This is a genomic window from Pantoea sp. V106_11 (assembly GCF_029967885.1).
Lineage (GTDB): Bacteria > Pseudomonadota > Gammaproteobacteria > Enterobacterales > Enterobacteriaceae > Pantoea > Pantoea ananatis.
In genome coordinates this window covers 82,788-95,757 of sequence record NZ_JASCAK010000030.1, presented here as the reverse complement: position 1 = coordinate 95,757, position 12,970 = coordinate 82,788, and the positions used below count along the sequence as shown (strand labels likewise).

The following is a 12,970-nucleotide window of genomic DNA, read 5'->3' as shown; positions in this document are numbered from 1 at the left end:
TTACAGGCACGCTACGCTAACTAAAACAGGCGGCCTGAGTACATTACTGCCCAACCTTTGGGATTGATTTCCAAACAGCGCGCAAACGATTGTCTTGCGCATAAAAACCAGTGGTCAAAATATAATGAAATTTAAAACGTTAATGGCAGGCGTCCTGCTGGCAGGTTCCTTAAACGGTGCAGTGCAGGCTGCTGACAATGCTCCCCAGTACGTTTCCGACTGGTGGCATCAGAGCGTAAACGTGGTGGGCAGTTACCACACTCGCTTCGGACCGCAGTTCAATAATGACGTCTATCTGGAATATGAAGCGTTTGCGAAAAAAGACTGGTTTGATTTTTACGGCTACGTTGATCTGCCAAACTTCTTTGGCGTGGGCAACAGCAATGCTAACGGCATTTTCGATCACGGTTCGCCGCTGTTCATGGAAATTGAGCCGCGTTTCTCCATTGATAAACTGACCGGCACCAGCCTGGCCTTTGGTCCGTTTAAAGAGTGGTACTTCGCGAACAACTATATCTACGATATGGGCCGCAACAGCGCCAACCGTCAGAATACCTGGTATATGGGCCTGGGCACCGACATCGATACGCACAGCGATATCGGTCTGTCGCTTAACGTCTATGCCAAATACCAGTGGGAAAACTACGGTGCAGCGAATGAAAACAGCTGGGATGGCTATCGCTTCAAAGTGAAATATTTTGTGCCAATCACCACTCTTTGGGGCGGTAACCTTGGCTACGTAGGCTTTACCAACTTCGACTGGGGTTCAGACTTACGCGAAAAGAGTGGCCCGATTCGCACCAGCAATTCAATCGCCTCCAGCCATATCCTGTCGCTGGGTTACGATCACTGGCACTTCTCGGCCGTCGCCCGTTATTTTCATAACGGCGGTCAGTGGGGAGCGGGTCAGGAGTTAGGATTTGGTGAAAGCGCGTCTGAAATCAAGTCCACAGGCTGGGGTTACTACCTGGTCGCTGGCTATAACTTCTGATTGCTGTCGCACCGCGAAAAGAGGTGGCGGCAAACGTTGAGGCCTTCCCATAGGGAAGGCCTCGCGTCTTTACAGACTGCAGCGTATTACGCGTCGGGTTTTACCACGTTGATGCGCCATGGAATATTGAATTTATCGATAAACATGGCGAAGCCGTTAGACCAGAACGTCTCCTGCCATGGCGTAGTGACTTTCCCGCCTGCAGACAGCTTTTCAAACCATGCCTTACCCTGCTCTGCATCATTGGTTGCCAGACTCACGGCATAGCCCGCGTGTTCTGAGGCCGGAGGCTGATGGGGATTGCCATCACTCATCATCAGCTCACCCTGACCAATGCGGAGGTGCGCATGCATAATTTTCTCAGGGGGCAACGGCGGAGCGGACCGATCGCCCACCTGTTCACCCTGCTCCGGCATATCGCCAAACGTCATTTTTTGCAGCAGTTTTCCACCCGTTGCCTGCAAATAGAATTCTATCGCTTCTTCACAGCGACCATAGAGAAACAAATAGGGACATACTTGCATTATTACCTCGATACCGGTGAGTAGAGACTTCCTTATAACGATGTAATAAGTGTAGACGACAGGTCAGGGTTGACGACGATAACCGGATAAAGATTCATCATTCGGATTATTTACCTGACGTAGGTCAGCCTTTTCTCTGTTGATTTTACAAATAAAACAGGACCAGACCTGACAACAATAAAAGCGTGATTTCCTGTCAGATATTATTGTCATGGCAGTAATAACAAAGCATGACCGTTGAATGATGAAATAAAAGGCCAGTTTATAACGCGTTACGATACATCACCTCTTGCGCCGTGCTGTTTATCGCCAGCAGTGTTCCTGTGCACGCGCCGATCGTTCGGGCTTTCTTGAATCTGTCTGGCCCTAAAACTCAGGTTATCTAACGTATAGGGCGAAATAACCGAACCGGCAGAAAATATCATCAGGTAATAATATTGAATCATCTGGTTCATTATTTCGCTCATCTTTTACCCACCTTATTGTTTATTAATTTCAGCACGTTCCCACTAAATATTTACCCTCCTGATGCCGATATATCAGTCCATAATCCCCTATTCAGGACTGCGTAATGTCGTTAAAAAAATCTTCACTACTGGTTTTGTCGTTCCTGTTAATTCTTTTTCTTATCAGCATATCGGTCAGCATCTGGTTACTGGCCCGGAGCAACGCGTCGTTAAATGCGGTTAATAAAGAAATCCGCGTAGTGTTATCAGTTATCGATCCTATCAACCACAGCCGAACGTTACGCGTACGGCTGATGGAATACATGAAAGAAATTGAGAACGACGGCACGCAGGGCGGCTATTCTCTGGACAGCGTAAAAAGCGTCGCGGCTAAAGCCGATGCTGCCTTTCAGGCTTATCTGAGTGCGCCACGCATTCCGGGTGAAGAGGCCGATGCAGACCGCTATCGTCAGGCCTATCTGGCTTATCGCGATCGGGGAATTCAACCCTTGATTGAAGCGGCCGAAGCCCGCGATCAGCAGCGCTTTAAAAATCAAATTGCCAACGTAGTCCGCCTCGACCGGCAGTATGAAATCGTGCTGGATCAGGTGCTGGCCCAACACGAGGCTTATGCGAAGAAACTGAATACTGACGCCCAGGGCAACTTTTCATCCGGGATCACCCTGCTCATCGTGTTTGGCTTGTTATTCCTGGCCATCATCATTGCGATACTGATCTTTGTCAGACGCTATATCTTATCGCCGCTCAATAACGCAAAAGCGCACTGCAGCGAGATTGCGGCAGGCGTGCTCGATCACCCGGTGCCGGTCAAAATCGGCTCGAAGAGCGAAATTCAGCAACTGATGAGCTCGATGGAGCAAATGCGGACGTCTCTGACGGACATTATTATCCGGGTGCGCCACTCAACCCACGCGGTGTCCTGTGCTTCACAGGAAATTGCCAGCGGTAATATCGATCTGGCGTCCCGTACCGAGCAGCAAGCTGCGGCGCTAACGGAAACGGCGGCCAGCATGGAGCAGTTAGGGGCAACCGTTAAACAGAACACGGACAACGTGTTTGAAGCCTGCCGTCTGGCTAACGAAGCGGTACAGAACGCAGAAACCGGCGAGAAGGTTTCTCAGCAGGTTATCGTTTCAATGGCCAAAATTAATGAAAGTTCGAAGAAGATCGAGGATATTACCAGCGTTATTAACAGCATTGCTTTTCAAACCAATATTCTGGCGCTGAACGCCGCCGTCGAAGCGGCGCGCGCCGGTGAGCAAGGCCGGGGTTTTGCCGTTGTCGCCGGTGAAGTGCGTAATCTCGCGCAACGCAGCGCCGTGGCGGCGAAAGAAATTGAAGGGCTGATTGCCGAATCGGTCGCGACGATTCGCGTGGGTTCTGATCAGGTCAGCCGCACGGGCGAGGCGATGAATGCGATTATTTCCTCGGTGAGCCGGGTGAACGAGCTGATGGACCACATTTCAACCGCGTCCGATGAGCAGCATCACGGTATCAGCCAGATTGAAAAGGCGGTCACTGAGATGGATGGTGTGACGCAGCAAAACGCCGCGCTGGTCCAGGAGTCGGCCGCCGCGGCTGCTTCGCTGGAAGAGCAGGCTCAGCACCTGACCCACTCCGTTTCTGCTTTCCGCCTGTCTGGCGTCTAAAACGGATTCCCGCTCGGGTGATCAGGCCTGAGCGGGAAACAGACTCTGTGCGGCGCGGCGTCAGCCTGTGAGTGCCTGGCCTTTACCGGCCCGCCAATCGTGGTGACGGCTGACCGCGCCTTTGTGCCCTGACCGGCTCTTGTGCCTTTACCTCGGCCGCCTGACGTTCTGCCCTAAAAACCGTCCCAGTCAATACTGCAATATGCGTTGCTAAAAATTCATCACTATTCCTGTCGGCAAGAATCAGGTAATTGATTATTCTGCTGCTTCACGGCTCGCGAATGGGCAACGCTTTCAAAACACATCACGGCCTGTAGCGGGAATGGCAATCATCCTGACATGAGGTTCACCTTACATGACACCAGCCTTCATCACAGGGATAGCACCGACGGCGGCATCGTCGGCCAACACCAGCTTAGCTGAGCGCATTGATGCGCTACCTTCTTCTGTCGGTTTATGGCGCTTTATCTCGCTGCTGGCGCTGGGCGGGTTCTTTGAGCTTTACGATCTGTTTGAAACCGGGTATATCAGCACTGGCTTGCTGGCGGCCGGTATCTTTCACGCGGGCAGTGCCGGGATACTGGGCATTACCGATCAGGCTGCGTTTGCTTCCGCTACCTTTCTGGGGCTGTTTGTTGGCGCCAGCCTGCTCACGCCCCTTGCCGACCGCTTTGGTCGTCGACTGACCTTTATCTGTGCCCTGGCCTGGTACGGCGTATTTTCACTGCTCATGGCTTTTCAGCACAGCGCGGAGATGGTGATCCTGTGCCGCTTTCTGGTGGGGATTGGGCTGGGCGTAGAATTGGTCACCATTGATACTTATTTGAGTGAATGGGTGCCCACTCACCTGCGTAACCGGGCTTTTGCCTTTTCGTTTTTTATCCAGTTCCTGTCGGTGCCTGCCGTCGCGCTCATGTCGTGGTGGCTGATGCCGCAAAATATCCTTGGGCTGGAAGGCTGGCGCTGGGTGGTGATTGCCGGTGCGGTCTGTTCACTGGTGATCTGGTTTGTGCGCAAAAACCTGCCAGAGTCCGCGCGCTGGCTGGTGCAGCAGGGGCGCGTCGATGAGGCCCATCAGGTGATGGCGAAAATGGAAAAACGGTGCGGCATCGCCCCGGGCCTGCCGTTGACGAAGCCATCCGTCTCAGACAAGAAACCGGAGAAGAGCCGCTTTCGGGAGATCTGGTCAGCCCGCTATCGCAAGCGCACGCTTATGTTGGTGGTCATGAACTTCTTTCAGGCGATTGGTTTTTATGGTTTTGGTAACTGGCTGCCGGCATTGCTGTCCGGTCAGGGAACGTCGATCACCCACAGCCTGCTGTATGCGTTTTTTATCACGCTTGCCTACCCGATTGGATCGCTGATTTGTGGCAGTTTTACCAGCCAGCTCGAAAACAAATGGCAAATCGTTCTCTCTTCGCTCATGACGGTGGTATTCGGTACGCTGTTTGCCCTGCAAACCAACCCGGTACTGCTGATTATTTGCGGTTTCCTGATCACCTTCTCGAATGCCTGGCTGACCTGCAGCTATCATGCCTATCAGACCGAGATTTTCCCCACGCACATCCGCGCACGGGCAGTGGGTTTCTGCTACTCGTTCAGCCGGTTATCAACCGCATTCAGCAGTCTTTTGATCGGTGTGATTTTGCAGTACGCCGGCACGCATGGCGTTATCGCGTTTATCGTGCTGAGTATGCTGATGGTGATGCTGTCGGTGGGCGTTTTCGGGCCTAAGACGCGCGGTATCAGGCTGGAACATATCTGAACATTCAGCCTTCCCCCTGCGGGGAAGGCTGAAACACTGAGGTCTACTTCCCTTCTAACACCTTGATATCTGCATTGCCCTGACGATCTTTGACCTCTTCACGCAGGGCAGCCACCTGCTTCGCCGTCACGTTATCCGCCGCATTGTTGCCCCAGCTGCGACGAATAAAGTTCACCACGTCTGCGACCTGCTGATCGTTCAGACGCCAGCCAAATGCCGGCATAGTGATGGTTGAAGGCGCGCCTTTTACTCCACGCAGTTCGCCACCAACCAGCACGATGTGAATCAGCGAGGTCGGATCGTCTGCCATCACCACAGGATTGCCCCGCAGCGCAGGATAGAAGCGTTTATAGCCGCTGCCATCGGTTTTATGGCAGGCTGCGCAGCTGTCCACATAGGTCGCGGCGCCCGTCTGACTGTCGTCGCCCTTCCATAAGGCTTTGGCCGTCGCGTCATCCACGCTAAACGCCACCTGATGCGGATCTTTGGCACCCAGCGACTTCAGATAGCGGGCGATGGCCGTGATGTCTTCATCCGTCAGGTGCTGCAGGCTGTGGTCGACAACGTCCACCATGCCGCCAAAAGCCGCCGTGTGGTCGTTACGCCCATAGCGCAGGAACTGGCGCAGGTCATCTTCACTCCAGCGGCCCAGACCATCGCGGTTATCTCCGCGCAGATTGCTTGCGGTCCAGCCGTCAACCGGCGCACTGCTGCCCGCCAGATAATCCGTTCCCCCGGCATTGGTTAACGCCTTTTCCTGCAGGGTAAAACTACGCGGCGTATGGCAGGCACCGCAGTGGCCCAGACCTTCTACCAGGTAACGGCCACGCGCCAGCGTCGCATCCTCCTGCTCTGCAGGCTGGAACGCCTTTACATCCGGTGCAAACAGGTTGCGCCAGATCGCCAGCGGCCAGCGCATTGACAGGGGCCAGGGAATATCACTCTCTTTGTTGGCCTGACTGACCGGGGCAACTCCGTGCATGAAGTAGGCATACAGCGCCTGCATGTCTTCATCGCTGACCACGGCATAAGACGGATAAGGCATAGCGGGATAGAGCGTATCGCCGTTTTTCGCGATACCGTGCCGCACGGCTTTCTGAAAGTCGTCGTAGCTGTAGTCACCAATACCGGTCGATTTATCCGGCGTGATATTGGTGGAGTAGATCGTGCCAATCGGCGTGGCCATCGGCAATCCCCCTGCAAAGGGCTTGCCGCCTTCACTACTGTGGCAGGCTACACAGTCGCCCGCGCGCGCCAGATATTCACCGCGTTTGACCCGATCCGCCGAGCTGTCATCCGCCAGGGCGGCGAAGGCGAGGCTGCCCAACACAAGGGCTAAAATACCGTTTTTCATCACCATCTTCCTTATGCCTGCACCAGGGGACCCGGGTTCTTCAGATACTGTTCCCGAATCGCTTTCGCCGACCAGTAGGTCAGTGCGGCGACCATGCCGGTGGGGTTATATCCCAGCCCCTGCGGAAACGCTGAAGCGCCGGGAACGAACACATTCGGCACATCCCAGCTTTGCAGATAACGGTTCACCGCACTGGTATTGGGATCTTCACCCATAATCGCGCCGCCGCTGATGTGGGTCGTCTGATACACGGTCGTGTCAAAATGCGTACCGGGCTTCTTCGCCCCGCCAATGATCATTTTAGGATTCATGGCTTCGGCGATTTTATGCATTTTCCCCACCATGAACTGCGCCATCTTAATGTCGTTGTCCTGCCAGTCGAACGTCATGCGCAGCAACGGCTGGCCGTAGGCATCTTTGTAGTTCGGGTCCAGGTCCAGATAGTTAGCGCGGTAAGACTGGTGCGCACCGTGAGCATCCATAGAAAGATGGTGCGTGTAGGTGTCCGCCACGGCGGCTTTCCACTGACTGCCCCAGTTTGGCGTGCCGGTCGGCGTGGGGAGCCCCGAGATCGGTTTGGTGCCCGCCTGGTTCACCCAGAACGGCGACCCGCCAACAAAGCCGTGCGGACCATGATCGAAATTGTCGGCATTGAAATCATCCACGGCGACGCCTGCACCGCCTGCACCGATGAAGGGATTGGTGGTGGTGTTTTTATCGAACAGCGCTTTCAACGTCGACAGGTTTTGATAGGCGAAGTTGCGCCCTACCGTACCTTCGTTGGTGATCGGGTTGTAAGGTTTACCGATGCCGGACAACAGCATCAAATGGACGTTATGGAACTGAAAGGCAGACAGAATGACCAGATCCGCCGGTTGCACCTGCTCACGGCCCTGCGCATCGACATAGGTGACACCGGTCGCACGCTGCTTATCATCCGTGAGGTTGACGCGCAGCACGTAAGAATTGTTACGCAGCTCAAACTTTGGCTCCTGACGCAGCGCAGGCAAAATATTCACATTCGGCGATGCCTTGGAATACATATAACAGGCGTAGCCGCTGCAGTAGCCGCAGAAGTTGCACGGCCCCATCTGGGCGCCGTAAGTATTGGTATAGGGACCAGAGGTGTTCGCCGACGGCAGATCGTAAGGGTGATAACCTACGGACTCGGCGGCCTGGGCGAACAGCTGAGCCGACCAGGTACGCTTTTGCGCGGGCAGTGGAAAGTTGTCAGAGCGATCGGGCGCAAAGGGGTTACCGCCTTTGTCTTTGCCGACGACCTTGCCCTGAATACTCCAGGCACTACCGGAGGTGCCAAACACCTTTTCAGCTTTATCAAAAAACGGCTCCAGCTCCTGGTAGTCCACGCCAAAGTCCTGAATGGTCATGCCTTCAGGAATAAAGTTTTTACCGTAGCGCGCCTCATAGTGGCTACGCAGCTTCAGCTCTACGGGATCAACCCGGAAATGGACACCCGACCAGTGCAGCCCGGCGCCGCCGGTACCGGTACCGGGCAGGAAGGCCGCCAGTTGGCGGTAAGGCACGGCCGTTTGTGAGGCGTCGTGCCGAATGGTGACGGTGCTCTTAGACAGGTCCTGGAACAGCTTTTTGCGAACGTTGTAGGTCAGCTCATCAATCGACTGCGGGTAAGAACCATCCGGATAGGTATCACGATGTGGACCGCGCTCCAGCGCCAGCACGTTCAGACCTGCTTCGGTCAGCTCTTTGGCCATAATGGCGCCCGCCCAGCCAAAGCCGACAATCACGGCATCCACTTTCTTTAATTCATTTGCCATGCTCAGCTTCTCTCTCCACGAATCGACACTGACGGGAACGGATAGCGTTCACCGCGCTCTACCCAGTCCATAAAGTCGGCGCGTGCGCCAGGGAAGTTGATGAGCTTCCAGCCCACCATGCCCTGATTGCCGCCGTGGATGGGATCGCTAAAGAAGCCTTCGCGGGTGTTCTGCAATAAGTATGAGAAAAACACGTTGGCGGGCAGCTGACGGAAACCGGCTTTGCCGCTCTCCATGGCCTGTAATAATGCGTCCTGCTGCCCGGCGTCGAGTTGGGCAAACACCTTACCGTGCTGCTGCTGACTGTAATGATCGGCATCAGCCAGACCGAGACGGTAGATCTGTTGCGGCACCAGCGGCAGCTGATAGCCCATTTCTTTAGGGACGTCGGGATTGAAAGGCCCCTGCATATACCAGTTCGCTCCGGTGGCGTAAGGCGTATTCATCTGACGATCGATAAACTCAGGCACGCCTGCTTCCAACGCGCCGGGGCCGCGTTCATCAGCAGGAATCAGACGCGCAACGGCCGCCTTGATAAAGGCAAATTCCTCGGCGGTAAACCAGGTGGGCTGATAATCTCGGGCAGACTGGGGTGCGGCGGGCGCAGCCGCCTGAACGGGCGCAGAAAATGCACCAAGTGCGCTACTGCCTACCGCCACTGCGGGCGCCAGGGTGATGGTCTTCAGCAAAAAATCCCTGCGTGAATGACCCTTTTTCTGGTCTGACATGACATTGCCTCATCACCGCATCAACTGCGGTACGAAAAAGAGAAGTGAGTGCGTTGTAGTGGTTTTTATCTGCGGATTTCGGGTACAACGAACTGTTACCGGTAACAGTGAATATAAGTGTAACACCATTGCCAATAAACATTTAGTTTAAGGAAACAAAAAAGCACAATTTCATTAACATATATTTTGTCGATGTCATGTTCAGAAACAACAGGCTACAGACAGATAGCCGTTTAAACGTTATAAAAGCGATTACACAACAGCGGAGTACCTATGTTTAAGTCTTTCTTCCCGCGACCGGGACTGTTTTTCAGCTCGGCCGCCCTTTGGAGTTTACTGGCGATTTTTGGCTGGTTTGGCTTTGCCAGCGATTTACCGGCCCATTTTTGGCCTGCTTTTCAGGCCGCCATCAAGCAGCCCTTGCCCACGACGGTAATGCGGTTTATTGCGCCGGGTGAGTTGTGGTTTTATGCCTATTACTGGCTGATGGTGGCAATTTTCGCGATAGCCTGGCGACTAACTGACAACCATCCGTGGCAACGCTGGTCGGTATGGGGTTCGGCACTGATTATTTTTGTCACCTGGTTTGGTGTGCAGGTTGGCGTTGCCGTAAACGCCTGGTATGGCCCTTTTTATGATTTGATCCAAAAAGCGCTGACGAAAGCCGGCTCGGTTCAAATCAACGAATTTTATGCTCAGGTGATGGCCTTTTTGGGCATTGCCTTAATTGCGGTCGTTATTGGCGTGATGAATGCTTTTTTCATCAGCCATTGGGTATTCCGCTGGCGTACCGCAATGAACAATTATTATATGCACCACTGGCAGCGCTTACGCCACGTTGAAGGCGCGGCTCAGCGTGTGCAGGAAGATACCATGCGTTTTGCCACAACGCTGGAAAGCTGGGGCGTGAACTTTATCCAGGCCATTATGACCCTGGTGGCGTTTCTGCCGGTGTTGATCGCCCTGTCACATCATGTCGAAAACATTCCGATTCTGGGGAATCTCCCTTACGCGCTGGTGATTGCTGCGGTTCTCTGGTCGCTGTTCGGTACCGGTCTGCTGGCGCTGGTCGGGATTAAGCTCCCCGGTCTCGAATTTCGTAATCAACGGGTTGAAGCTGCTTATCGTAAAGAGCTGGTTTACGGCGAAGACAACGCCGACCGTGCCACACCACCCACGGTAAAAGTGCTGTTCAACAACGTGCGGGTTAACTATTTCCGTCTGTATTTTCACTATCTCTACTTCAACATCAGCCGCATTCTTTATCTTCAGGTCGATAACGTCTTTGGACTGTTTCTGTTGTTCCCGTCCATTGTCGCCGGAACGATAACGCTGGGTTTGCTTAACCAGATAACCAACGTTTTCGATCAGGTCCGCAGCTCGTTCCAGTACCTGATCACCTCGTGGTCGACGCTGGTTGAGCTGATGTCTATCTATAAACGTCTGCGCAGCTTTGAGCAGATTCTGGATGACGTGCCGCACGGTGAGATGATGCGTGACGCCTCAGAAGACGTGTCATAACCAGGCTCTTCGCCTGCGGCAGCCTCATGCCGCAGGCAAATTATCGCGAATCCAGAGTCATGAGTCGGTGCCTGCCAGGATTGTTGGCCGCGCTTCACGCAATCCAGACTGACAAGCAGAACCTGGCGACTTGCTGAGCGCAGCAGACCGGTAAACCGGTTACTGATGCGGTTTACGTCTTCCCCTTCTGCCCAGGCTCTGCTTCCCTTAGCCCGTGATGGACTTTGCCATCGGCTGTCGTCCGACCAGGCTTACGTGGTCTTACCGTCTTGCTGCATCAGGGATCGTCCGAGGCCAGCCTGTCTTGCACCTGGCTATTAATGGCAGCAAATCGTCTTTCGCGTGAAATCGCGGCCGCAGCGGAGAAGCCTGCACGTTATCGCGCCCAAAAATCAGGCAAGCGTCTGCACAGCTGACAGGCTTAGTGGCGAATAACAAAGGAGTCTGATGGGGAACCAGGAAGGGAAAAGATGAAACGGCGGGCATCCACAAACGCCGCCAGGACGCCCATAGGCGTCCTGTCAGCACACAACTTCAAGCATTATTTCAGCAGTTCAGCGGTCATGTGCACGCCGTTATTGGTGTTAGCTTCGGTGATTTTATAGGAAGCACCAGCTTCTTGCGCCTGCGCAGCAATTTTCGCTTCGGTGCTGTCCAGAGTAGAACCGGTCGCTGTCACAGTTTGCGCGAAGCCTGCAACAGGAAGAACGGCAAGGGCGATAACAGCAGCAAAAGTTTTGATAGTTTTCATGATAAATTCCTCGGTCATTTTCAGTTTATTTAAGGCGTTTTGCCTTGTGTGAAAACATAATAGGCCGAATATTGATCAGAAAAAAGCAGAGGGTTTTGCTTAAGTTGTTCAATAAAACTGAAATTGAAAAGCACGTTTAGCCCTGTTAAAACACAAAAGGTTAAAAAACCAGACTGCAATAAAAAGGCAGCATATATCGCTGCCATGAGTCACATTAACCGTGATGCCTGACGCGGGAAAAGATCGTTACTGCCGCCACCAGCATCAGCGCGCTACTGGCAAGGAAAACGCCGCCTGCGCCGCGTAAGTCAAACATCCAGCCTCCCGCCGCCGCGCCCACCGTAATCGCTAACTGAATGGTTGCCACCAGTAACCCACCGCCCGATTCAGCATCGTCTGGCACCGCACGAGAAATCCACGTGGACCAGCCCGTCGGCATCGAACCAAACGCCAGGCCCCAGATCGCGACACCGCCTGCAACCAGCCAGCCAGTATGGCCAAAACTCACCAGCATCAGGGCCGTCGCGCCCATCAGCAGGGCCATTCCGCTCAGCGTCAGTGATACGCTACGTGTCACCAGATAACCGGCCAGATACGTACCCACAAAGTTAGCGATGCCAAATGCGAGCAGCACCAGAGACAGCTGGCTGAGGTCAAGCCGCGCCACGCTTTCCAGAAATGGTCGCAGATAGGTGAAAAAAGCAAAGTGGGCAGTAAACATCATGATCACCGCCAGCATTCCCCAGCGCATGACATTTATCCGTAACAACGCCAGCACACCGCCGCTGCGCGCGTTGCCTTCGGCAGGCATGGCGGGAAGGGTGAAAAACTGCCAGAGCAGGGAAGTCGCGCCCAGGCCCGCCGTAAACAGGAAGATCGCTCGCCAGCCTACCAGCCCGCCCAGATAACTGCCCAGCGGGGTCGCAATAATGGTCGCCAGTGAGATACCACTAAACACGATGGAGAGTGCGCGAGGAACCTGATCGGCGGGCACCAGCCGCATGGTAATGGCGGTAGACAACGTCCAGAAGCCACCAATGGCCACTCCCAGCAGGACGCGCGCCAGCAAAATGACGGTCAGATTGGCGGCCAGTGCCACCATCAATGCGGAAACGATGAGCAGTAATGAGAAGGCCAGCATCACCACCCGGCGATCGATGCGTCGGACCAGGCTGCCTACCGTCAGACTGGTGAGAAGCGCAATCAGGGCCGTGACGGTCACTGTCTGTCCCGCCAGACCTTCCGAAACGTTCAGGCTGCGCGCTATCGGCGTCAGCAAACTAATAGGTAAAAACTCGGCGGTAATCAGGCTAAATACGCCAAACGACATCGCAAAGACGGCGCCCCACGCTGGCTGAGTGGGTATGGAAACCTCATCAGCCACTTCAGTGTTGAGACTCATGTTGCTTCTCCGGAAAAAAAAG

The 12,970-nt window shown here is 54.2% G+C and carries 11 protein-coding genes; 4 read left to right on the top strand and 7 right to left on the bottom strand.

Features of this window, described 5'->3' with window-relative positions; genetic code table 11:
• Positions 1–124 precede the first annotated feature (124 nt).
• Positions 125–991: a nucleoside-specific channel-forming protein Tsx gene (locus QLG08_RS14215; protein WP_028722971.1), complete on the top strand. Its 867-nt coding sequence runs from the start codon at positions 125–127 to the stop codon at positions 989–991.
• An 86-nt stretch (positions 992–1,077) separates the two neighbouring features.
• Here QLG08_RS14215 and yjdN read toward each other — a convergent pair whose 3' ends face one another.
• A complete protein-coding gene (yjdN, locus tag QLG08_RS14210) occupies positions 1,078–1,515 on the bottom strand; it encodes a VOC family metalloprotein YjdN (RefSeq protein WP_013024205.1) in 438 nt (145 codons plus the stop codon).
• 272 nt (positions 1,516–1,787) lie between these two features.
• Positions 1,788–1,982 carry a hypothetical protein gene (locus QLG08_RS14205; RefSeq protein ID WP_064372963.1) on the bottom strand — a complete coding sequence of 65 codons (195 nt, stop codon included), beginning with the start codon at positions 1,980–1,982 and terminating at the stop codon, positions 1,788–1,790.
• A gap of 104 nt (positions 1,983–2,086) precedes the next feature.
• On the opposite strand from QLG08_RS14205, the gene QLG08_RS14200 reads away from it, so the two are divergent.
• A complete protein-coding gene (locus tag QLG08_RS14200) occupies positions 2,087–3,631 on the top strand; it encodes a methyl-accepting chemotaxis protein (protein WP_014606918.1) in 1,545 nt (514 codons plus the stop codon).
• Positions 3,632–3,986: 355 nt separating this feature from the next.
• A complete protein-coding gene (locus QLG08_RS14195) occupies positions 3,987–5,396 on the top strand; it encodes an MFS transporter (RefSeq protein WP_013024203.1) in 1,410 nt (469 codons plus the stop codon).
• A gap of 43 nt (positions 5,397–5,439) precedes the next feature.
• Here QLG08_RS14195 and QLG08_RS14190 read toward each other — a convergent pair whose 3' ends face one another.
• Genes QLG08_RS14190 through QLG08_RS14180 form a run of 3 tightly spaced genes read right to left on the bottom strand, consistent with a single transcriptional unit; the run spans position 5,440 to position 9,274 of the window.
• The gene (locus tag QLG08_RS14190; protein WP_064372961.1) at positions 5,440–6,750 is read right to left on the bottom strand and encodes a cytochrome c; all 1,311 of its coding nucleotides are present in this window, start codon (positions 6,748–6,750) and stop codon (positions 5,440–5,442) included.
• A gap of 11 nt (positions 6,751–6,761) precedes the next feature.
• Positions 6,762–8,546 (bottom strand): GMC family oxidoreductase, encoded by a 1,785-nt coding sequence (locus tag QLG08_RS14185; protein ID WP_042677508.1) that lies wholly within the window; start codon positions 8,544–8,546, stop codon positions 6,762–6,764.
• A 2-nt stretch (positions 8,547–8,548) separates the two neighbouring features.
• On the bottom strand, positions 8,549–9,274 hold the full coding sequence (locus QLG08_RS14180) for a gluconate 2-dehydrogenase subunit 3 family protein (RefSeq protein ID WP_029570871.1): 726 nt from the start codon (positions 9,272–9,274) through the stop codon (positions 8,549–8,551).
• 273 nt (positions 9,275–9,547) lie between these two features.
• Between QLG08_RS14180 and sbmA the strand changes: the two genes are divergently transcribed.
• On the top strand, positions 9,548–10,795 hold the full coding sequence (sbmA, locus tag QLG08_RS14175) for a peptide antibiotic transporter SbmA (protein WP_014595081.1): 1,248 nt from the start codon (positions 9,548–9,550) through the stop codon (positions 10,793–10,795).
• Between the two features lie 541 nt (positions 10,796–11,336).
• Here the strand turns inward: sbmA and QLG08_RS14170 are convergent.
• Together QLG08_RS14170 and QLG08_RS14165 are read right to left on the bottom strand one after the other, a co-directional pair.
• Entirely contained in the window at positions 11,337–11,546 is a 210-nt protein-coding gene (locus QLG08_RS14170; RefSeq protein ID WP_014606922.1) for a DUF1471 domain-containing protein, read from the bottom strand.
• A 214-nt stretch (positions 11,547–11,760) separates the two neighbouring features.
• Positions 11,761–12,948, bottom strand: a complete 1,188-nt coding sequence (locus QLG08_RS14165) for an MFS transporter (protein ID WP_013024197.1) — start codon at positions 12,946–12,948, stop codon at positions 11,761–11,763.
• Positions 12,949–12,970: the final 22 nt, after the last annotated feature.